Source organism: Clostridium sp. LXY-7 (assembly GCF_056172015.1).
The window spans coordinates 779,414-800,939 of sequence record NZ_JBLLJL010000002.1 but is presented as its reverse complement, the minus strand read 5'-3'; the positions used below and the strand labels follow the sequence as shown (position 1 = coordinate 800,939).

Below are 21,526 nucleotides of genomic sequence, written 5' to 3'. Positions count from 1 at the left end.
GGAATATATGTGAAAGCTGTTGGGGAAGGTCTAGTAAGACCAGATGTATATAATAAAGCTCTAGGAAAAGCTGTTTATGCTGATGATATAGAATTTGAAGAAATGCTCTATGCAGGAGTAAAAAGAAGTACCATAGCTTATGGAAGAGTAGTGAATATAAATATCGATGAAATAAAAGCATTATCAGGAGTTGAATGTGTTATAGACCACACTATGATTCCTGGAGCTAAAACCCATGGTGTTGCATTTAAAGACATTCCCATACTAGTTGAGGGCATTGTTAAAAGAGTTGGAGATTGTATTCTACTAGTGGTAGCTAAAGATAAAACTTCTCTTCAGAATGCATTAGATAGAGTGAAGATAGAGTATGAAGAATATGAAGGAGTTTTTACTGTAGATGATGCACTTAAGGAAAGTGCTTCTATATTGGGCAATGAAAGCAATATTTTATATGATATAAAAATTAAAAAAGGAGATATAGAAGAAGGTTTTAAATCTGCAAAGTATATAGTAGAAAATTGGTATAACACACCTATGATAGAACATGCATTTCTTCAACCAGAAGCGGCAGTGGCTAGATTTGATGAAGAGGGTTACTTAGAGATATTTGTTACTACACAATATCCTCATTATGATAGAGAAGAAGTAGCAAGATGTTTAAAAATAGATGAAGACAGTGTTAAAATTAGAAATACAACTATAGGTGGTGCCTTCGGTGCTAGAGAGGATATTAATCCTCAATGCCATGTAGCTTTAGCAACCTATTTAACTAAAAAACCAGTAAAGATTGTCTATAGTAGAGAAGAGTCAACAGTATCTCATTGTAAGCGTCATCCTATAAAGATGTATTATAAAACAGGGGTAACAGCAGAGGGCAAGCTCTGTGCATTAGAGGCAAGAATTTATGGTGATACAGGTGCTTATGCTTCCTGGGGGATGAATGTTTTAAGAAAATCTGCTGTTCATGCCTCAGGGCCTTATGTAATACCAAATGTAGATATACGCGCATTAGCAGTTCATACCAACAATCCTTATAGTGGAGCCATGAGGGGATTTGGAGCTACTCAAGTACCTATTGCTATGGAAAGTCAAATGGATATGTTAGCAGAAAAATTAGATATACATCCATTGAAGTTAAGACATATCAATGCCTTTCAGATAGGAAGTGTGACAGCTACTGGGCAAGTTTTAAAAAGTAGTGTTGGAATAAAAAAATGCATTGAAAAAATAGCGGAAGTTGATGACATAGATCTTTAAGGGGGTGAAGTTATGAAAAGAAAAGGTGTAGGATATGCTTCTATATTCTATGGAACTGGCTATGGAAATGGTTTTCCAGATGAATCTAGGGGCACTGCAAAGCTCACTGAGGAGGGAAATGTAAAAATATTTGTAGAAGTATCCGATGTTGGTTCAGGGGGAATTAGTGTTATGTGGCAAATAGCTGTGGAAACCCTAGGAATTGGGAAAGAACTAGTAGAAATTATATGCGATAATACAAGTTTAATACATGATAGTGGAACTGCAGCTGCAAGTAGACAAACATATAATACAGGGAATGCAGTGTTGGATGCCTGTAAAAATCTAAGAAATAATATGGAACTAGCAATAGAAAAAGAAGATTTGGATTTAAATCAAAGTAAATTAAAAGAGTTATTTACTTTGATGAAAAATAATTCAATTTCTACAATTGCAGAGGGATACTTCAAGGTGGAAACTTCCAAGGTTGATTTAGAAACAGGGCAGGGAGATCCATATTGGCCGTATACATTTGGAGCTCAAAGAGTTACCATAGAAGTTGATGATGAGACTGGTAAAATCGATGTTATTGAAGTATTGGCAGTGAATGATGCAGGAAAAATAATTAATCCAGTTTCGGCTGAGGGTCAAGCTCAAGGTGGAGTTGCTATGGGTATAGGATATGCTATTATGGAAGAAATAGAGTTAAATAAAGGAAATATAAAAAATAAGAACTTCTCAGACTATATAATACCTACGAGCAAAGATGTTCCACGTGTTGAGACTTTTTTCATAGAAGAAATTGAAGAAAGTGGTCCCTATGGTGCTAAAGGCATAGGAGAACCTGTAATGATACCAACAGCCCCAGCTATATTAAATGCTATATACGATGCGGTTGGTGTAAGAATGTGTGAGATCCCAGTAACCTGTGATAAATTACTCCTTGGCATAAAAAATAAATAAACATGAAAATATCCACTAAGTTAGCTTAGTGGATATTTTCATGTTTACAACATAGGGATATAGGTGTATACTGGTGTATATACAGTAGTATATCAAGGAGGATAAAAATGAAGACTAATGTAAAAAAAATGGTCATTACCGCACTTTTAATAGCAATATCACTAATTATTCCCATAGTATTTGGGCCTTTTCTTAAGGTATACATACCTCCATTCTCAGCTACATTGGCTGCTCATGTTCCGCTATTTGTCGCTATGTACTTAGGCTCTTTTGAAGCTGGAGTAGTAGGACTTGGCTCTGCCGTAGGATTTTTATTTGCGATCCCAGATCCAATAGTGGCACTTAGAGCTACCTCCCATATAGTAGTAGGTTATGTAGGGGCAAAATTAGTGGATAAAAACATGTCTTATAAAAAGGTAGTTGCTATTACCTCACCTATACATGCAATAATAGAGGCAGTAATGGTATATGCACTTACCCAAAATATTTTTCTTGCCTTTGTAGTTACAACAATAGGAACTTTAGTTCACCATATGGTAGATGGTGTAATAGCATTACCAATATTAAAGTTGTTAAAAGATGTAATGAAGGTTGACCTTCAAAAGATTGGAGTAAAAGAACATAGAATTAGTGCATAGAGGACCTCTGTAAGGGGTTCTTTTTTATGTACCATTAAATATAGCAAAACTTCAGCTAATTAGGTATAATCATTAGTGTGAAATGTAAAACATTAAAATTAATTTAAAGGAATGATGACATGAATTTAATAACCTTAGAAAACATATGCAAAAGCTATAGTGAGAAACAGCTATTGAAAGATATAAAATTAACTATTACTGAGAAAGATAAAATAGGAGTTATAGGAATTAATGGTACTGGAAAGTCAACCTTATTAAAAATCATAGCTGGCATAGAAGTACCTGACAGTGGAAATATAGTTAAGATGAACGGATTAAGAATTGGATATTTACCACAGGATATAACATTTGAGCCTAAAGATACTATTTTAGACCATGTATTTAAGGGCGATAGTGAAGTTATTAGAACCTTAAATAGTTACGAAAAGGTCCTAGGAGAATTAAAGATAAATAGTTCTGATGAAATTCTTCAAAATAAACTTATTAAATTATCTAATGAACTAGATGCACTAGATGGATGGAAGATAGAAAGTGAAGCTAAAGCACTATTGACTAAGTTAAAAATAGAGGATTTTTATCAACCTATGGGAGAGTTATCTGGTGGACAAGTGAAAAGAGTTGGTCTTTGTAATGCGTTAATTAATCCATGCGACCTATTAATTCTAGATGAGCCAACGAATCATATGGATAATGAACTTATAGATTATATGGAGGAGATTTTAAAGGGCAAAAGTATGGCAATCATAATGATAACCCATGATAGATACTTCTTAGATAGAATCACAAATAAGATTATTGAAATATATGAAGGGGATACATACACATATACAGGTAACTATTCTACGTTTTTAGAGAAAAAGCTTGAAAGATTAGATATGATGCAATCCCTTGAAAGAAAGCGCGAAAATCTCTATAGAAATGAGCTTAAGTGGATTAGAAGAGGTGCTCAGGCTAGAAGTACAAAACAGAAAGCGAGAATTCAAAGATTTAACGAACTTCAAGACACATCATATAAAGTAAATGAAGAAAAGGTAGATATTAATACTACTTCTTCCAGACTAGGTAAAAAAATTATTGAATTATACAACATAAACAAATCTTATGGCAGTAAAGAGTTAATAAAGGACTTTAGTTATATATTTACCAGAGAAGACAGGGTGGGAATTATAGGCAATAACGGAGTAGGAAAATCTACTCTACTGAATATTATAGCAGGATTAATAAAACCCGATAAGGGAGAAGTAGTTATAGGGGATACTGTTAAAATTGGATATTTTACTCAAGGAAATCAGGAATTAGATGAGGAACTAAGAGTAATAGAACATATTAGAAACAAAGCAGAATATATAGCTACTAGTGATGGAGAAAAGATTACAGCATCACAAATGTTAGAAAATTTCCTATTTAGTGGCTCTATGCAGCATTCAAAGATATCCAAATTATCAGGAGGAGAAAAGAGAAGATTATATCTTTTAAGCATATTAATGGAAGCTCCTAATGTACTTTTTCTAGATGAGCCTACTAATGATTTAGATATAGAAACTCTAACTATATTGGAAGATTATCTAGATAGATTTAATGGTACTATTGTCACCATATCTCATGATAGATACTTTCTAGATAGAATGGCTAATAAAATATTTAGCTTTGAAGGTAGTGGAGTTATAGGGACTTTGGTGGGAAATTATAGTGATTATAAAGGTGCAAAAGAATCTGAAGAAGAAGGAAAAGTAGAAGAGAAAGCTCAAAAGGAAAAAGAAGATAAGAAAGATAATAAAAAGAATAAGACGCTGAAGTTCTCTTATAAGGAACAGAAGGAATTTGAAGAAATAGATAGTAAAATAGAAGAAAAAGAAAATGAAATATTAGAAGTAGAGGAAGGTATAAATAATGCTGGAAGTGATTTTGTACTTCTTCAAGAATTATTAAAAAAACAGAAGACCTTCAATGAAGAATTAGAATATTTAATGGAGAGATGGACTTATTTAAATGAATTAAATGAACTAATAGAAACTAATAGAAATAAACAGTAGAAAATTTAAAAACTGTTTTAATTAAAGGATTGAGATAGTATGAAAAGTGAGGTTATAAATCTCTCGGTAAGAGGATTAGTAGAGTTTATATATAGACATGGTAGTATTGAAAGTGGTTTAGGAGGTATGTCTTCAGCTAGAGAGGGAGTTAAGATCCATCAGTTGATTCAAAAAGATTTAAAAGAACAAAGTAAAGCCTCAGAGAATATGGAGTATTTAAATGAGGTATTTTTAAGTCATAGTTTTGAATTTAATAACCTATGTTTTAAGGTGGAAGGAAGAGCTGATGGAATAATAATAAAAGAAGATGGAGTAACGGTGATAGAAATTAAAAGTACTTCTAAGGATATTAGAGATATCACTGAAGAATTTAATCCACTTCATTGGGCTCAGGCAAAAATATACGCATATATATATGCATTACAGAATTCCTTAGAGAATATAACTGTTCAACTTATATATTGTGATAGAGATAAGCATTATACTAAGACACTAGAACAATCTTTAACCCTTAATGAAGCTGAGGAATTTTTCACTTCTGTAATAAAAGATTACTTGAAATGGGGAGAATTAGCTAACCAATGGTTAAAGACAAGGAATATGTCTATTGAAACTATGAGCTTTCCCTTTGAAAGTTATAGAAAAGGACAACGAGAATTAGCGGCTAACATATATAGTACTATTAAAGAAGGAAAAAATATTTATATAGAAGCTCCTACGGGAATTGGAAAAACCTTATCCACCATATTTCCAGCTGTTAAAGCCCTTGGCTATGGCTATGGAGAAAAAATTATATACCTAACTGCGAAAAATACTACTCAACAGTTAGTAGAAAGTACAATATCTCTTTTAAAAGATAAAAATTTAGAGCTGAAGCTATTAACACTCACTGCAAAGGAAAAAATATGTTTAAATGATGACTTTGTTTGCGATAAAGAAAGCTGTATCTATGCAAATGGTCATTTTGATAGAGTTAATGAGGGAATATATAAAATATTAACAGAGGAAAGTTTTTTAAATAGAGAAACCATAGAGAAGTACAGCAGAGAATTTACTCTTTGCCCCTTTGAATTTTCTCTTGATTTAATTAATTTTTGTGATTTTATAATAGGAGATTATAATTATTTTTTTGACCCAAGAGTAATGCTGAAAAGAGCTGGTGCTAATGAAGGATATGTTTTTCTAGTAGATGAGGCACATAATTTAGTAGATAGAGCTAGAGGAATGTATTCTGTTGATATCATGGAGAGTAGGATATTGCTTATTAAGAAAAAACTTGGGCGGAAAGGCAAAAAACTACGAACGATATTAAATGCCTTATTGGAGATATTTTATGAGTATAGTGATAAAAGAGAACAATATGTAATTCTTGATATGGGTCCTGCAGATATGGCATTACTTATGAGGGATTTTGTAAATGAATTAGAAGGTAATATAAAATTAAAGGAAGAGTTATTTTTAGATGAAGAATTTGTAGATATATACTTTAATTTTATACAATTCATTAATATAAGTGAATTCTATAATGAGGAGTTTATAACTTATGGGGAGAGCTATAGGGATGATTTTAAAATCAAGATTTTTTGTTTAAACCCAACTAAGGTAATAAAGCAATGTATCAAAAGTAATAGAGCTAATATCTTCTTTTCTGCAACACTATCTCCTTTAAGTTACTTTAAAGAGCTTTTAGGTGGCGAGTTAAATGATTATGAGATAAAACTTTTATCTCCCTTTAAAAAAGAAAATAGAAAAATTATCATAGGTAATAATATTGATACTAGATACAGATTTAGAGAAAAAAGCTATGACCATATATGTAAATACATAAATAGAGCAGTAACTCTTCATAATGGGAATTTCATGGTTTTCTTTCCTTCCTATGAGTATTTGTTGAAGGTCCATGAAGTCTATGAGAAATTATTTCCACAGCACAAGGTTATCATACAACAAAACTCTATGAATGAAGAGGAGAGAGAGGATTTTTTAAATAATTTTAATAACTATGAAGAAAATATCATAGCTTTTTGTGTGTTGGGTGGGATTTTTTCAGAGGGAATAGATCTAACTGGTGATAAATTAGTAGGTGCAATCATAATAGGAGTAGGATTACCTCAAATATCCTTTGAGAGAAGTAGTATAGAAAATTATTTCAATGATCTAGGGAAGATGGGATTTCATTATTCTTACACCTTTCCAGGAATAAACAAAGTAATTCAAGCAGCTGGAAGGGTTATTAGAACAGAACAGGATAAAGGTGTAATATTATTGCTGGATAGCAGATATGATACTCCTTTCTATAGGAAACTTCTGCCTAAGGATTGGGAAGGATATTCCTTAGTAAAAAAATCAGATGATATGGATGAAATTTTAGAGGATTTTAAATAAATTTTAGCTGTGATAAATAAATTTCATCTGTGATAAATAAAAGAACGCTTTGAAGTAAAGCGTTCTTTTCAAACATCATCGTTTGTTTAAGCAAAGTAAAAATCTTATCAAGTTTATAGCAGCTAGTCCTATTAATAAATATATAGATCTAGCTAATATTTCTGAAAACCCAAATAAGAAATGAACAAGATTAAAATTAGTTAAGCCAATAATTCCCCAATTTAGTGCTCCTATTATAACCAAAACGAAAGAAATTTTGTCTAGCAGGCTAACTTTACACATATGAATCCCCCTTAAATAATTCTATATTTATATAGCTAATATATATGTGATATTAGGACAAAATAGAACATTATATGATTTATATATATATTAGCAAAACACGAATAAAAATTAGACAATCTAAATAATAGTATGTTATAATAGTGAATAATAAGAAACTAAAGTAGATTTTTGTACGGAGGTAGCTATGAGAAATTTATATAATTCGCCATTAAATACTAGATACTCATCAAAAGAAATGAGTTACATATTCTCTGATGAAATGAAGTTCACCACATGGAGAAAACTATGGGTAGCTTTAGCAGAAGGAGAGAAGGAATTAGGATTAAACATAACAGAAGAACAAATTAAGGAATTAAGGGATAATATAGAAAATATTGACTATGAATTGGCTGCACAAAAAGAAAAAGAAGTGCGTCATGATGTTATGAGCCATGTGCATACTTACGGAGTAGTAGCACCTTCGGCTAAGGGAATAATTCACTTAGGAGCTACTAGCTGTTATGTTGGTGATAACACTGACTTAATTATAATGAGAGAAGCCCTATATCTAGTAAGAAAAAAAGTGATAAATGTAATTGCTCAACTTAAAGATTTTGCAATTAAATATAAAGATGTTCCTACACTAGGATTCACTCACCTTCAACCAGCCCAATTAACTACTGTTGGAAAAAGGGCTACACTTTGGATGCAAGAATTAGTTATGGATTTAGAAAATATAGATTTTGCTATTGAGCAAATGAAATTTAGGGGAGTTAAAGGTACTACAGGTACTCAAGCTAGCTTTATGGCACTTTTTGATGGAGATGAAAACAAGGTAAAGACTCTTGATAAAATTGTATGTGAAAAAATGGGATTTAAGGCTTCTTATCCTGTAACAGGGCAGACTTATTCAAGAAAATTGGACTCAATAATACTTAACACTCTTTCAGAGGTGGCTCAAAGTGCATATAAATTCAGTAATGATTTGAGATTGCTTCAAAACATGAAGGAAATGGAGGAGCCTTTTGAAAAGAATCAAATTGGATCCTCCGCTATGGCTTATAAGAGGAATCCTATGAGAAGTGAAAGAATTAGTGCACTTTCAAGATATATAATTGTAAATTCCTTAAATCCAGCCATAACTGCGGCTACTCAATGGTTTGAGCGAACCTTAGACGATTCTGCTAATAAGCGTATTTCCGTTGCCGAGGCATTTTTAGCATTAGATGGAGTATTAAATCTATATATAAATATAACCTCTAGCATGGTTGTATATGAGAAGGTTATAGCATCACATGTTAACAGTGAATTACCATTTATGGCAACAGAAAATATACTAATGGAGGCTGTTAAACGTGGTGGTGATAGACAAGAATTACATGAGAGTATAAGAGTTCATTCACTAGCTGCGGCTAGACAAGTAAAGGAATTTGGAGAGAGCAATGATTTAATTGATAGAATTGTAAATGATAATTCCTTTGGATTAACTAAAGAAGAAATACTGGGAATAATAGATCCAAGGAAGTTTACTGGTAGAGCTAGTGGTCAGGTTGATGATTTTACTCAGGAAATTGTTAATCCTATATTAGAAGTCAACAAAGGATTGTTAGGGGAAACTGCTGAAATAAATGTATAATAGTAAGTATTTAATGAACACTCATAAAAATAAAAAGTTTATGCTAAAATAAATTTTAATATGCCATTACAAAAAGTGGATTCAGAAGAATCCACTTTTTTGTGCACAGTTTTATTATACAGAAACTAAAACTAGCATAGAAAGCCATATTAGATTAAATAGAAATTATCTATAGAGATATAATTGACAAAAAATTTAAATAAATATATTCTTTAAATATATCCTAATAGAGGGAGAGATAAAGTAATAATATGAATTTATTCAAAATTTTACTTGTGATTGCTTATGAAAAGAATAAACATGTAAAACGCAAGGAGTGAAAATAAAAATATATGAAAGATTTAATTGATAAACTATATGAGACACATAACTTAGAAAAAGAAGAGTTCATTTTTTTGATTAAAAATTTTGATACTGAAATTAGTGAATATCTTTTTACGAAATCAAGACTTTTAAGTCAGAAACACTTTGATAAGGATATCTATCTTAGAGGACTAATTGAGTTTACAAATTACTGTAAAAATGATTGCTATTATTGTGGAATAAGAAAAAGTAATAAGAATTCTAATAGATATAGACTTAGTAAGGAAGAAATATTGTCATGTTGTGAAACAGGGTACAAGTTAGGTTTTCGCACATTTGTTTTACAAGGTGGTGAAGACGGTGCTTTCACTGATGATATAATAGTGGACATTGTTAGTAGCATCAGAAAGGGTTATCCTGATTGTGCTATAACACTTTCAATGGGGGAAAAGAGTTATGAAAGTTACTTAAAGTATTTTAAGGCAGGGGCAAATAGATATTTACTTAGACATGAAACAGCTAATGAAAAACATTATGAAATGCTCCATCCTAATGCACTTTCTTTAGAAAATAGGAAAAACTGCTTGAGTAATTTGAAGAAAATCGGATACCAAGTAGGTACTGGATTTATGGTAGGTTCTCCTTATCAAACAGCAGAACACTTAGCTGAAGATTTGTTGTTTATTAAAGAGCTGTCTCCTCATATGGTAGGTATCGGACCTTTTATTTCACATAAGGATACAGAATTTGCTAACTTTCCATCAGGAAGTGTTGATTTAACCTTATTTTTAGTTGGTATTTTAAGATTAATGCTTCCCCAAGCTCTTATTCCATCCACAACGTCCCTTGGTACCCTTGACAACAAAGGCAGGGAGAAGGGGATATTGTCTGGAGCTAATGTACTGATGCCGAATTTATCTCCTGTAAGTGTTAGAAAAAAATACGATTTATATGACAATAAAATATGCACAGGGGAGGAAGCAGCAGAATGTAATGTTTGTTTGCGAAAGCGTGTAGGTTCCATAGGTTATAATATTGTAGAGTCACGAGGAGATTATAATGATAATATTTGTGATGATATAGATGAAGGAGAAAAAACACATCCAAAAACTATTATAAATTTTGTGCAGTAAATTCTTCAATTAAAAGTTCTGAAAAGCTCATAGATTTATAAAGATAAGAAAAACATCTAGGAATTACTTAAAAGTAGTTTTTAGGTGTTTTTATATTTAAATTATTATCCAGATATCCTATGATGAGGTAACCATTCCTCACAAGGATGTTGGAAACTCTTACAAGATGGTATAGAGTTATCAAAAGGACAGTGGCAAAGACTTGCTATTGCAAGATTACTGGCGAACCCACAGGCAACTCTATGGATATTAGATGAGCCTACAGCTTACTTAGATCCAATATCAGAAATTGAGATTTATGATATGATATATGACTTAGCAGGGGACAGAACTGTTCTATTTATTTCTCATAGGCTGGATTTTGAAAAGAGAGCTGATAGAATAGTGGTATTTAATGAGGGGAAAATTGCAGAGGAAGGAATCCATAAGGACTTATTAAATGAAGATGGTATATATGCTGAGATGTATAAAAATCAAGAATCTTGGTATGTAGCATAGTAATTATACTCTAGTATAAAAACAGATGTACGAACCTATTGGGTATTCTGAGTAGAATGGAGAAGAACTAGATAGTTTTGTGTGATTAATAGCTATATCTTAAATATTACTGGAAGTTTTATTTTCCAGTAATATTTTTTTATAGATTAGAGGGAGTAAAAGATTCTTTTAATAGCTATTGACTGAACTAATGGTTTAATTTACTATAATGATGTGATTTGTTTATAACTAGATATAAAAGAAGGTGGATATATGTATACTAAAATTTTAGTAGTTGAAGATGAAAAGGCAATCGCTAATTTAATCGAATTGTACTTAAAGAATGAAAATTTCATAGTGTTCAAGTGTTATACAGGAACAGAAGCAATGAAAGTTATAGAAACCGAGCAGTTGGATATGGCCATTTTAGATATCATGCTGCCAGATATAGATGGATTTTCTATTTGTCAAAGAATACGAGATTCTTATAACTTTCCAATTATTATGCTGACTGCAAAAGATGAAGAGATGGATAAGATTACAGGTTTAACATTAGGTGCAGATGATTATATTACAAAGCCATTTCGACCACTAGAGTTAGTGGCACGAGTCAAGGCACAATTAAGAAGATTCACGAAATACAACCAATTAAACAAATTCCAAAAAGAAAACCTAATTTCTATAGGGGGGCTAGTAGTAGACAAAAATACTCATGAATGTTTTTTAAATGAAAGACCATTGTCTTTAACCCCTACAGAATTTTCAATTCTATGGGTTTTGTGTGAAAACAAAGGTCAAGTCGTAAGCTCTGATAGACTATTCCATAAAGTTTGGGGAGATAAATATTTTACCAACAGTAACAATACCATTATGGTTCACATTAGACACTTAAGAGAAAAAATGAATGATTCAGCTGAAAATCCGAAATATATCAAAACGGTATGGGGAGTTGGTTATAAAATTGAAAACTAATAAAACTAAAAAAAATGATTATTTAGCATTCAAACGAAAAATATTTTCCCGAATATTGTTAATTATTTTAGCAAGTGCTGGATTTACGCTGTTATTAAGTTCCTTATTACAAGGTCGTTTTGGTAATTGGATTGTAAATTTCTTACGGAATACATTTTATTTATCTGAGTCAGATGCAGTGATTATTAACCATTATATATTTCGTAATAACAAAGATAAAATTATGTTGGTTTCAAGTGTGATTTTTTTCTTAATTATTTTTCGATTTGCTATTTCTTGGGTTACAAAGTACTTTGATGAAATTGATAGAGGTATGGACGTTTTAATGAAAGGTTCAGATAAGGAAATTGAACTATCTCCAGAACTGAGCTTCATGGAAACTAAACTAAATATGTGCAAACATATTCTAGAGAAAAGAGAAAGAGATGCAAAACAGGCGGAACAAAGAAAAAATGATTTAGTTGTTTATCTGGCACATGATATAAAGACTCCTCTTACTTCGGTTATTGGATATTTGGATTTAATGTCAGAAGTTCCAGATATGCCTATTGAACAAAGGGCAAAATATATGGAGATTACTTTAGAAAAAGCAAATCGACTTGAAAAACTTATCAACGAATTTTTTGAAATTACTAGATATAATCTCCAAACCATTGTATTAGAGAAAAAAGACTTTAATCTATCCTATATGTTATTTCAAATGGCAGATGAGTTTTATCCAATGCTTTCTGAAAAAAAACAAGAGGTTGTGGTAAATGCAGAAGATAATATTATGTTTTGTGGTGATCCAGATAAACTGGCACGAGTATTCAATAATGTATTTAAAAATGCAATTACATATGGTGATGAAAATAGCAAAATCATAATAGATGTCCATAGGCAATTACAGGATGTTATTATAACTTTTAAAAATTATGGAAAAAGTATTCCGCAGCAAAAACTAGATAGTATATTTGAAAAATTTTATAGACTGGATGAATCCAGAGGAACAGACACTGGTAATGCTGGACTAGGTCTTGCTATTGCTAAGGAAATTGTAATTTTACATGAAGGTAAAATTCATGCAGAAAGCAACGATTACTATACTATATTCCATATAAAAATACCGGGAGTAATCAACAACTAAGAAACACTATTCCTTTATGATATGAAAATTCATATAGGAATGATGTTTTTTTTATTTTCACTATATTTTAAAATACTGAAAATATTAAGTAGTCCTTAAGAAAATCTTAATAAGTCTATAAGCTGTTATTTACACAAAAAATACTCAATTTTATTAGAATTATGTTGTAAGGCAATATTGTAATTTACATTTAAGGAGGAATATTAAAATGACAGAGGATAGACAAAAATATAAAAGAAAAAAGAGGAAGATAAAATGTGTTCCTTCAATATTATGTGTATGCATGGTAGGTATCACAATTTTATTTTTATCAAATCATATAATAAATAAAAATAATCACAAAACAGAAGCATCTGTAAAAGCTAAAGAAACAGCAGTCCACAATGGGGTCAATCAGATTGTAGTTAATGATTTATATAGTTCAAACGCCACTCTTATTTCTTTAGAGGATAATCAGATATTATTAGATAAGTCAGGTGATGAAAGAATATATCCAGCGTCCCTTACAAAAATTATGACAGCAATACTTGCAATTGAAAATCTTCCAGATCTACACGAAATGATTTATTTGCCAGAGGATATGTTTAAGGAATTGTATTCTGAAGATGCATCTATGGCTGGTTTTTCACCCAATGAAAGGGTAGAAGCAATGGATTTGATTTATGGTGTATTATTACCCTCTGGAGCAGAAAGCTGTATTGGATTAGCGGATGCAATGGCAGGTTCAGAAAAAAAATATGTAAAGTTAATGAATGAAAAGGCTAAAGAATTAGGAATGAACAATACTCATTTTACTAATTCCACAGGACTACATCATAGGAATCATTATAGTACTGTAAATGATATTGCAAAACTACTGGAATATGCATTACAGAACGATACTTTTCGAGAAGTGTATACCTCAAAAAGTTATACTACAAAAGCGACGAATATTCACCCCGATGGAGTAACCTTTCAAAGTACAATGTTCAAGTACATGGATACAGAAGAAGTAAATAACGGTATTATCCAAGGGGGAAAAACTGGTTATACGAAGGAAGCTAATTTATGCCTTGCCAGCTTGGCAAAAATAGATGGAAAGGAATATATTTTGGTCACTACTAATGCAGACGGGAATCCTCAAACAGATCAGTTCAATATTTTAGATGCATTTACTGTTTATAATCAAATTTCCCAAAACAATGCTTACTGAAAATATTAAGTGTTTCATAAGTAATTCTTAAGAGGTCAATAAGTAGATATATACAAAGTTTTCCTAGATTTCTATAAACTATAACTATTACCGAGATCACTTAACTTATAACAAAACATAAAACTACAGGGATTACTAAGTGATCTAACAATAAAAAAGCTGGCAAGATTATACCAGCTTTTTTTATTAATTAAATTTTAAATTTATATATAATTATTAAGAATTTATGCAACTTTTTCAAAACTCATTAGTCTAAATATTTGAGATGGCCATTAAGTGATTTTAGAGAGGAGCTTTATCAATGTCTTTATTGCAAAGAATAATTGAACATTTTCAGAATTTAGTGTTAGTGAGTGATGTATCTTTGATTATTATGGGTGTATCCATAATAATTATGTCATTAGCTTATGCGTGTAGCATCATCGTTAAAAATAACAAATATGAGAGCATGATTGTTAAAATAGGTATCTTAGTAAGAATTCTAATGATAATTGGATTTACTATTGAGTTTTCTCACCAAAAAGCTATTTATCAAGGTAACCCCATTATGGATAGGAAGTACAATGCTATGGATCAGTTTGCAAATTATCTTTTCTATGGTTATATCTTTGTTATTGGATTGTATGATATTTTTACTATAGGAATTAATAAATTTAGAGGATTTTTTCATACCTTTGATTTGACTATAATCAGCATGCCTATACTATACGGAATAACTTATTTAATTCTTAATTTTCAGTTTAATAATGATATATTAATGGGCGTAATTATTTTAGCATCATTGCTAGTACTACCATATTTGTTTTTCAACCTTTATTGGAAACAGAATGTAAAGTGGTATTCCATATTTATGGGATATATAATTACCCTATTGATAGCCTATAAGATAGTAAGGATGGAGACCTTATTTTCTTCTACACTTATTTCATATTTCTTAATTGGATGTTATGAATTTAGTAGGCACTTATTTAATAAGGCTAGGGAAGCAGCAGCCCCTAATCTATGGAAGAAACTGAAGTATACATCTATTATTTTACCTGTGGTTTTAATGTTTTCTAGCATAATTATGTTAAATAATTTACCGATAGAAATAGAAAAGAGATATTATATTGAAAGTTTTTACAAGGAAGAGGCAACCTTCACCTCAATGGAGGAAGCAGAAAATTTAGCTAGAATTGCATTGGAGGATCAAATTTCCAATATCGTACATTGGCAGGGGACTTCCGAGGATTTTAACAATAGATATATATTTTACCTTGGAGATTACTCAGTGCAAATAAACGGAGCCACAGGAAAAATATTTGAAATAAGAAATCAGAATGAAAGGGATGTTAATCCTAAGAATAGTTTAAGTGAAGAAGAAATCAGGATAAAAACTCTTAAATGGCTTCAAGCCATTGGGTTTACCTATAATGAAAATCGTCACCATTTAAAAATTGTGCAACAACTTAATAAATATGATGTTAGCATTTATAATAAATTTAGTGATGGAACCGTAGATACTAGAAATAAAGTTACAATTCAGTGGGAACTAGATGGGAAACTTAATGTTGCAGGTGTGGAACCTTTATTTTCTAATTTTAAGGATTATAAGGATATTAGAACTGATGAAATTACAATAGTTCATAGCCTGGAAGCTTGGTATAATAAGTTAGGAGAAGAAATGCCACCTTATATTATTGACAATCTTACCTACTGGTTTGGAGACATGAATCCTGAGTTCTATGTAAGGTGCAAAAATAATGATAGGTTTTCAATTGATTGCTATACTGGGGAAATATTGACCTTCCATAGAGATTATACTGATGGAAATGGTAATAAACCGAGATATTCTGAAGAGGCCTATAACAAATATAAAGATAAAGCAGAAATGCTTGCAAAAGACTTAAGTAGTAACTTGAAAGTGGTTGATTATAAACTACTGGAGAATACTTATAAAGAGAGTCTTAATTACAGTTTTGTAGAAAAGTTGGATATGTTAAATAACAGTATAAATATTGAATTAGATTTAGAGGGAAATTTAAAATCCTTTGGACAATGGAGTGATTACAAAATCAGATTCTACAGTGATAAGGAATTTAAAATTTCAAGTAGTGCAGCTTTAAAACTTGTAACCAAGGAATACAAACCTTTAGGTATTTACACCAAAAGAGTTAAACTAGCAGTGGAAGTGAAGGACAATGGAGAGGTAAATTATAAGTGGATGGTTGTGGTTATACCCTTTAAAAATGTAGAGCATCAAATATATTACGTAGATGCAGACACAGGAAAAATAACACCACTGCTAAATTATAAAAAATAATGGGGGATATTGGAATGAATGATACAAATAATTGTGCTGTATTTAGGGATTTGTATCCCTCATATATAAATGAAGAGTTGGAAGAAGAAACAATTACCTTTATGATGGAGCACTTAGAACAGTGTAATAATTGCAGACAGTGGAAAGAGAATTATAAAGAAGAGGCTACTTTAGAGGAAGAAGATACTAATAATCATATTCCACTGAGAGAAAATGAGGCTAAGGTTATAAAAAGGGCCCGTATTTACTTAATAGTAGGTATTGCCATAGTTATATCACTTTCACTTTGGATGTCCTTCTGGATAGCTAGCTGATGAAGGTGCCGAAATGACAGAAAATGTGGAAAAAATTAATGATATATACATTAAATATAAAGGCTCCATTTATGCCTATTTATATTATCAAACAGGTAATTCTGCCATTGCTGAGGAGTTGTGCCAGGAGGTTTTTCTTAAAGCTTTTAAAGCTCTAGCGTCTTTTCAGGGCAAAGCCTCTATTAAAACCTGGCTTCATTCCATAGCTCACAATACCTATGTTACTTGGTACAGAAGAGAGATAAAATATGAAATGATATCACTAGACAATAATGAAGTAAATCTACTGAGAAGTTATGAGCATCAACCTGAAGTAGCCATTGAAAAACTAGAAAAGAACAATGAAATAGTTAAAGTGTTAAATAGCCTTAAGGAAGAGCAGAGAAATGTACTCATATTAAGTGAACTTCAGGAACTATCCTATAAAGAAATTGCAAATACACTTAATTGGACACTTCCAAAGGTAAAATCCACACTTTATAGAGCTAGAATTCAATTTAAGTTAAACTATCAAAAAGCAGGTGATAAATCATGAGATGTAGCGTTATAAGGGATTTGCTTCCAGCGTATGATATTAATAAATGTAGAAAAGAAACTAGAGAAATAGTGTCTGACCACCTTAAATCCTGTGAAAGCTGCAGGGAACTTTATGAGTCTATGCATGGAGAAGTAGGGCTTAAAAATTCAATTGAGGTTATTGAGGAACCAAGTGAGGACAATGAGTTTTGGCGTAAATATTATGGTAGACTTTTGGTGAAGGGATTAGTAATATTTTTAGTGGTGTACAGTATTCTCATAGGAGTAAGTATAATGAAATAGCAACGAGTTTTTACATAAATAGATTAAGAGGGTGTTTTTATTACTCTCTTAATCTATTTATGTTTTATTTAATAAAAATTAAAGGCTTTACACTCAGCTAAGGTGCTGTAAAAGGTACATCTAAGAATAGCTATTAATAATTTGAGTAAGTATAAAAGCTCTTCTTATATACAATTTCAAAAGAAGAGAAGGATTTCACCTCTCTTTTGGCGAATATATAATGTCGTGAAATGTAAGTTTCACGACATTATATAGAGGGGATGAGTAATTTTGAGAAATACCTTAAATAATATAATTTCTAATAATTCTAAATGCAATACTTCGTTGCCTAAAATCCTAAAAGAATATTTAAATTACCTTTCTACGGTTAAAGGAGTTTCTGCTAATACTATAGAGGCATACACTTCGGACTTAACTTTGTTTTTTAAATTCCTTAAACTACATAATGGAGATGCTTCTATTAGTGATGCTGAAGAGTTTCTCACTATCCAAATTAATGATATTTCAATAGATAATTTATCTAATCTTCAATTAGTAGATTTCTATGCATATCTCTCTTTCTTAGAGAATATGAGAAATAATGGAACCCATGCTAAGGCTCGTAAAATTGCTTCCTTGAAGTCTTTTTACAATTACCTATGCCATAAGTCTAAGGTAATTCCACTAGACCCTACTAAGGAGTTAGAGAGCCCAAAACTTGGTAAGCGCTCCCCTACTTATTTAACATTAGATGAAAGTAAGGATTTACTTAGAGCTGCTCAGACTAGAGAAAAGAATTCTGAAAGAGATTATTGTATTATTACCCTATTTTTAAATTGTGGATTGAGATTATCAGAACTATGTAGTATTGATATTTCGAAAATTAAAGGCGATACATTAAGAATAATAGGTAAAGGCAATAAAGAGCGTACTATTTACCTAAATAAAGCATGTCTAAAAGCTATAAGCAAATATATGCCTATAAGAAATGAATTAATATCTAAAATCCATATAGAAGACAAAGACGCTCTATTTATCAGTGGTAAAAATAGAAGAATAAATAAAAGAACCGTAGAGAGAATTGTAAAAAAATATGTAGCTATTGCTGGCCTTGATGAAGATAAATATACTCCTCATAAGTTAAGGCATACTTCTGCTACCCTAATGCATAAGTATGGAGGTGTAGATGTAAGAACTCTTCAACAAATACTCGGTCATGAGAATATTGCAACTACCCAAATATATACACATGTAGATGATGATACTTTGAGAGGTGCTATAAATTCTAATCCATTAGTAGATGAATAGAAAAGGACATGCATTAATTTTGCATGTCTCCCCTATTTAAACTGCTTTAATTAACAGGTTTGCACACCTGAATCTTTTTAGCTACTGATTGAGGTGGAATTGATTTAGTCATAGCTCCACTTAATATAATAAATACAATATCACCTTTTGCAAAATCAACTTTATTAGAGCTTTCTACATTACAGTTAAAGACCTTTGTGTCTGGGCCTACAATAGCTACTAATTTTTCTTTATATATTTGTGGACCTTTTAAATATCCATCTACTAATAACATGGTATTTCCACTATTATCTTTTGTAACTTCTAAAATTTCTCCCATAAAAATCTGAGAATTGTCAGGTGATTTAGCCAATACTGGAACACTTATAGAAAAAATAAAAAGAGTAACTAAAGCAAATAACAGTACTTTTCTTACTTTCATAATTTTGATATACCTCCTTGTATATTTAATACAAGGTTATTTTATCACTATGAACAGAATATTATTCAGTATAAATTCACATATATATAAGTTGTAATTAAGTTTCTACATAATACAAATAGGCTTCTCTTTTATAAGCTATTTAAATTGAACTTCATATTATTTTATATTTAAGCCTATTTGTATTATGTGGTTTCATTATTACAATCTATATATTTTATTTCTTATTTACTATATATAATCCAGGGAATTTTTCTATTAGTTCTCCGGTAGAGTTAATACCTTCTTCTATTAACTCCTCTAATCCTTGAATATCTTCAATATATTCTATATTTTCATCATCTAGAGCATCTATATACTCTTCATCTATTAATTCTTCAGGATTAGATTTAATAAATTCTTCACTATTTGAATCCCCTTCTTCAAACTCTAAATCAAAATCACTAAACTCTTCAAGATCTAAATTCAAAGGATCAGTAGTTTTATTACCTTCAAAGACCTCATCAATTTTTATTGCTTTAACATCGAATCCTTCCAATTGAAGGCATTTCCCACAGTTATCGCAAAGCTTATTCTTATTATATTCACATAAATCACATTCACCACAATTGCTACATTCAAGGGTAGTATCAAAAATACACATTTTCATAACTATCACTACTTTCTTTTGATAGAATTTAATCAATACAGACTATTGTAACAAATATGAGGGTATAGTTCAATATACTATGGTAAATAAATAGTAATTTGAAAATGTGAAAGGTATTTTACGTCATGAAAGATAATTATATTTTAAAAGTTTAATTTAGCATAAAAATTGAATAATTGAGGTATACAGCGAACATACACCAAAATCCATAAGGAATTAATAAATAAGCAGAAATTTTATCCAGTTTATAAAATGAAATTATAGTTAATATTATAAATAATATCAATATACAAAGATCAATTAAAGCAAGAAATGGACTTCCAAGATAGAAAAACAAAATAGACCACAGATAATTAAGAATTAATTGAAGGGAGAACAATAATATTGCGTAATTCACATTATTACCCTGCTTTTTTAACATTAATATTCTATAAAAGCCAATAGCCATTAGCAGATATAATATAGTCCATATCACTGGAAAAAACCAATCTGGAGGAGCTAAGGCAGGTTTAATTAAACTGTTATATAGGATATTAGAGTTTTGAGTTAGTTTACCTATGATAAATGCAAAACCATTTACTAAAAGAATTGTTAAAATTAAAAGAAAATAGTCTTTCTTACCATTTACTTCTATGAGCTTTTTCATGTTTTTCCTCCTAATATTTCTATACTATATAGTTATTAGAAATTTGATGATTATATGCAAAACATATGTATATATTATTGGGTTAGAAGAAAAAATAATAAATATATAGAAGATGTTTTAAATAAATATATTATATATAATCTTTGTAAAATTATTATAAAATTATAGACAAAACTTTCAACTTAACTTAATCTATTAATAGATAATTATATATTGTATATTTAAGGAGGATAAAACATGGCAAGTAACTATTCTTTTGACGTTGTATCAGAGGTTAATATGCAGGAAGTTGACAATGCTATTAACCAAACATTAAAAGAAATAAAACAAAGATATGATTTTAAAGGCAGTAAAACTGAAATAGAATTACAAAAGGATGAAATTAAAATTGTATCTGAGGATGAATTTAAATTAAATGCAGTGATAGATGTTCTTAAGGGGAAATTTATTAAAAGAGGAATCTCATCTAAAGCATTGGAAGTAGACAAAATACAAGATGCTTCTCTTGGAAGTGCAAAGGTAAATGTAAAAATAGTAAAAGGCATTGCTATGGAAAAAGCAAAAAAAATAGTTAGCGATGTAAAAGGAAGCAAAATAAAAGTTCAATGTCAAATCATGGATGAACAACTTAGAGTCTCTGGAAAAGATAAAGATGATTTACAAGCAGTAATGCAACTTATCAAAGGAAATGACTATGGAATAGATGTTCAATTTACAAATTATAGATAAA

At 30.6% G+C, this 21,526-nt stretch carries 21 protein-coding genes and 1 pseudogene; 18 read left to right on the top strand and 4 right to left on the bottom strand.

Annotated elements, in window-relative coordinates; translation table 11 throughout:
* Window positions 1-9: 9 nt before the first annotated feature.
* The 5 genes from ACI48Q_RS10970 to ACI48Q_RS10950 all read left to right on the top strand — a co-directional run bounded on the left by ACI48Q_RS10970 (window position 10) and on the right by ACI48Q_RS10950 (window position 7,255).
* Window positions 10-1,257: a xanthine dehydrogenase family protein molybdopterin-binding subunit gene (locus tag ACI48Q_RS10970; RefSeq protein ID WP_474919121.1), complete on the top strand. Its 1,248-nt coding sequence runs from the start codon at window positions 10-12 to the stop codon at window positions 1,255-1,257.
* 12 nt (window positions 1,258-1,269) lie between these two features.
* On the top strand, window positions 1,270-2,199 hold the full coding sequence (locus ACI48Q_RS10965; RefSeq protein ID WP_474919120.1) for a xanthine dehydrogenase family protein molybdopterin-binding subunit: 930 nt from the start codon (window positions 1,270-1,272) through the stop codon (window positions 2,197-2,199).
* Window positions 2,200-2,306: 107 nt separating this feature from the next.
* Complete coding sequence (locus ACI48Q_RS10960; protein WP_474919119.1) at window positions 2,307-2,837, top strand: ECF transporter S component; 531 nt, start codon at window positions 2,307-2,309, stop codon at window positions 2,835-2,837.
* Between the two features lie 119 nt (window positions 2,838-2,956).
* Window positions 2,957-4,870 carry an ABC-F family ATP-binding cassette domain-containing protein gene (locus ACI48Q_RS10955; RefSeq protein ID WP_474919118.1) on the top strand — a complete coding sequence of 638 codons (1,914 nt, stop codon included), beginning with the start codon at window positions 2,957-2,959 and terminating at the stop codon, window positions 4,868-4,870.
* A 39-nt stretch (window positions 4,871-4,909) separates the two neighbouring features.
* A complete protein-coding gene (locus tag ACI48Q_RS10950; protein WP_474919117.1) occupies window positions 4,910-7,255 on the top strand; it encodes an ATP-dependent DNA helicase in 2,346 nt (781 codons plus the stop codon).
* Window positions 7,256-7,330: 75 nt separating this feature from the next.
* Here ACI48Q_RS10950 and ACI48Q_RS10945 read toward each other — a convergent pair whose 3' ends face one another.
* Window positions 7,331-7,537, bottom strand: a complete 207-nt coding sequence (locus tag ACI48Q_RS10945; protein WP_474919116.1) for a DUF378 domain-containing protein — start codon at window positions 7,535-7,537, stop codon at window positions 7,331-7,333.
* Between the two features lie 187 nt (window positions 7,538-7,724).
* Here ACI48Q_RS10945 and purB point away from each other — a divergent pair, with 187 nt between their 5' ends.
* The 12 genes and pseudogenes from purB to ACI48Q_RS10885 all read left to right on the top strand — a co-directional run bounded on the left by purB (window position 7,725) and on the right by ACI48Q_RS10885 (window position 19,080).
* Entirely contained in the window at window positions 7,725-9,155 is a 1,431-nt protein-coding gene (gene purB / locus ACI48Q_RS10940; RefSeq protein ID WP_474919115.1) for an adenylosuccinate lyase, read from the top strand.
* 332 nt (window positions 9,156-9,487) lie between these two features.
* Window positions 9,488-10,591, top strand: coding sequence for a [FeFe] hydrogenase H-cluster radical SAM maturase HydE (gene hydE, locus ACI48Q_RS10935; RefSeq protein ID WP_474919114.1), 1,104 nt, complete (start codon window positions 9,488-9,490; stop codon window positions 10,589-10,591).
* 171 nt (window positions 10,592-10,762) lie between these two features.
* Window positions 10,763-10,846 (top strand): annotated as a pseudogene (locus tag ACI48Q_RS10930) (hypothetical protein); the annotation flags it as partial.
* A gap of 48 nt (window positions 10,847-10,894) precedes the next feature.
* Entirely contained in the window at window positions 10,895-11,089 is a 195-nt protein-coding gene (locus ACI48Q_RS10925) for a hypothetical protein (RefSeq protein WP_474919113.1), read from the top strand.
* A 252-nt stretch (window positions 11,090-11,341) separates the two neighbouring features.
* Window positions 11,342-12,040 (top strand): VanR-ABDEGLN family response regulator transcription factor, encoded by a 699-nt coding sequence (gene vanR, locus ACI48Q_RS10920; RefSeq protein ID WP_474919112.1) that lies wholly within the window; start codon window positions 11,342-11,344, stop codon window positions 12,038-12,040.
* On the top strand, window positions 12,018-13,166 hold the full coding sequence (locus ACI48Q_RS10915) for a sensor histidine kinase (protein ID WP_474919518.1): 1,149 nt from the start codon (window positions 12,018-12,020) through the stop codon (window positions 13,164-13,166). Before vanR ends, ACI48Q_RS10915 begins: the two co-directional genes overlap by 23 nt.
* A gap of 208 nt (window positions 13,167-13,374) precedes the next feature.
* Window positions 13,375-14,358, top strand: a complete 984-nt coding sequence (locus ACI48Q_RS10910; RefSeq protein ID WP_474919111.1) for a D-alanyl-D-alanine carboxypeptidase family protein — start codon at window positions 13,375-13,377, stop codon at window positions 14,356-14,358.
* A gap of 301 nt (window positions 14,359-14,659) precedes the next feature.
* Entirely contained in the window at window positions 14,660-16,660 is a 2,001-nt protein-coding gene (locus ACI48Q_RS10905; RefSeq protein ID WP_474919110.1) for a hypothetical protein, read from the top strand.
* A 14-nt stretch (window positions 16,661-16,674) separates the two neighbouring features.
* Complete coding sequence (locus ACI48Q_RS10900; RefSeq protein ID WP_474919109.1) at window positions 16,675-16,974, top strand: zf-HC2 domain-containing protein; 300 nt, start codon at window positions 16,675-16,677, stop codon at window positions 16,972-16,974.
* A gap of 13 nt (window positions 16,975-16,987) precedes the next feature.
* Window positions 16,988-17,509: an RNA polymerase sigma factor gene (locus ACI48Q_RS10895; RefSeq protein WP_474919108.1), complete on the top strand. Its 522-nt coding sequence runs from the start codon at window positions 16,988-16,990 to the stop codon at window positions 17,507-17,509.
* Window positions 17,506-17,793 carry a zf-HC2 domain-containing protein gene (locus ACI48Q_RS10890; protein ID WP_474919107.1) on the top strand — a complete coding sequence of 96 codons (288 nt, stop codon included), beginning with the start codon at window positions 17,506-17,508 and terminating at the stop codon, window positions 17,791-17,793. Before ACI48Q_RS10895 ends, ACI48Q_RS10890 begins: the two co-directional genes overlap by 4 nt.
* Window positions 17,794-18,063: 270 nt before the next feature.
* Entirely contained in the window at window positions 18,064-19,080 is a 1,017-nt protein-coding gene (locus tag ACI48Q_RS10885) for a tyrosine recombinase XerC (protein WP_474919106.1), read from the top strand.
* Window positions 19,081-19,126: 46 nt separating this feature from the next.
* On the opposite strand, the gene ACI48Q_RS10880 is transcribed toward ACI48Q_RS10885, so the two are convergent.
* The 3 genes from ACI48Q_RS10880 to ACI48Q_RS10870 all read right to left on the bottom strand — a co-directional run bounded on the left by ACI48Q_RS10880 (window position 19,127) and on the right by ACI48Q_RS10870 (window position 20,796).
* Window positions 19,127-19,501 carry a hypothetical protein gene (locus tag ACI48Q_RS10880; protein WP_474919105.1) on the bottom strand — a complete coding sequence of 125 codons (375 nt, stop codon included), beginning with the start codon at window positions 19,499-19,501 and terminating at the stop codon, window positions 19,127-19,129.
* Between the two features lie 217 nt (window positions 19,502-19,718).
* Window positions 19,719-20,150 carry a hypothetical protein gene (locus ACI48Q_RS10875; RefSeq protein WP_474919104.1) on the bottom strand — a complete coding sequence of 144 codons (432 nt, stop codon included), beginning with the start codon at window positions 20,148-20,150 and terminating at the stop codon, window positions 19,719-19,721.
* A 151-nt stretch (window positions 20,151-20,301) separates the two neighbouring features.
* Window positions 20,302-20,796 carry a TspO/MBR family protein gene (locus ACI48Q_RS10870; RefSeq protein WP_474919103.1) on the bottom strand — a complete coding sequence of 165 codons (495 nt, stop codon included), beginning with the start codon at window positions 20,794-20,796 and terminating at the stop codon, window positions 20,302-20,304.
* A 237-nt stretch (window positions 20,797-21,033) separates the two neighbouring features.
* Between ACI48Q_RS10870 and ACI48Q_RS10865 the strand changes: the two genes are divergently transcribed.
* Complete coding sequence (locus ACI48Q_RS10865; RefSeq protein WP_474919102.1) at window positions 21,034-21,525, top strand: YajQ family cyclic di-GMP-binding protein; 492 nt, start codon at window positions 21,034-21,036, stop codon at window positions 21,523-21,525.
* The last annotated feature ends 1 nt before the right edge of the window (window position 21,526 follow it).

Coding starts and splice junctions, on each gene's coding strand:
- ACI48Q_RS10965 (WP_474919120.1), top strand. CDS start 1,270: ATGAAAAGAAAAGGTGTAGGATATGCTTCTATATTCTATGGAACTGGC.
- ACI48Q_RS10960 (WP_474919119.1), top strand. CDS start 2,307: ATGAAGACTAATGTAAAAAAAATGGTCATTACCGCACTTTTAATAGCA.
- ACI48Q_RS10955 (WP_474919118.1), top strand. CDS start 2,957: ATGAATTTAATAACCTTAGAAAACATATGCAAAAGCTATAGTGAGAAA.
- ACI48Q_RS10950 (WP_474919117.1), top strand. CDS start 4,910: ATGAAAAGTGAGGTTATAAATCTCTCGGTAAGAGGATTAGTAGAGTTT.
- ACI48Q_RS10945 (WP_474919116.1), bottom strand. CDS start 7,537: ATGTGTAAAGTTAGCCTGCTAGACAAAATTTCTTTCGTTTTGGTTATA.
- purB (WP_474919115.1), top strand. CDS start 7,725: ATGAGAAATTTATATAATTCGCCATTAAATACTAGATACTCATCAAAA.
- hydE (WP_474919114.1), top strand. CDS start 9,488: ATGAAAGATTTAATTGATAAACTATATGAGACACATAACTTAGAAAAA.
- ACI48Q_RS10925 (WP_474919113.1), top strand. CDS start 10,895: ATGATATATGACTTAGCAGGGGACAGAACTGTTCTATTTATTTCTCAT.
- vanR (WP_474919112.1), top strand. CDS start 11,342: ATGTATACTAAAATTTTAGTAGTTGAAGATGAAAAGGCAATCGCTAAT.
- ACI48Q_RS10910 (WP_474919111.1), top strand. CDS start 13,375: ATGACAGAGGATAGACAAAAATATAAAAGAAAAAAGAGGAAGATAAAA.
- ACI48Q_RS10905 (WP_474919110.1), top strand. CDS start 14,660: ATGTCTTTATTGCAAAGAATAATTGAACATTTTCAGAATTTAGTGTTA.
- ACI48Q_RS10900 (WP_474919109.1), top strand. CDS start 16,675: ATGAATGATACAAATAATTGTGCTGTATTTAGGGATTTGTATCCCTCA.
- ACI48Q_RS10895 (WP_474919108.1), top strand. CDS start 16,988: ATGACAGAAAATGTGGAAAAAATTAATGATATATACATTAAATATAAA.
- ACI48Q_RS10890 (WP_474919107.1), top strand. CDS start 17,506: ATGAGATGTAGCGTTATAAGGGATTTGCTTCCAGCGTATGATATTAAT.
- ACI48Q_RS10880 (WP_474919105.1), bottom strand. CDS start 19,501: ATGAAAGTAAGAAAAGTACTGTTATTTGCTTTAGTTACTCTTTTTATT.
- ACI48Q_RS10875 (WP_474919104.1), bottom strand. CDS start 20,150: ATGAAAATGTGTATTTTTGATACTACCCTTGAATGTAGCAATTGTGGT.
- ACI48Q_RS10870 (WP_474919103.1), bottom strand. CDS start 20,796: ATGAAAAAGCTCATAGAAGTAAATGGTAAGAAAGACTATTTTCTTTTA.
- ACI48Q_RS10865 (WP_474919102.1), top strand. CDS start 21,034: ATGGCAAGTAACTATTCTTTTGACGTTGTATCAGAGGTTAATATGCAG.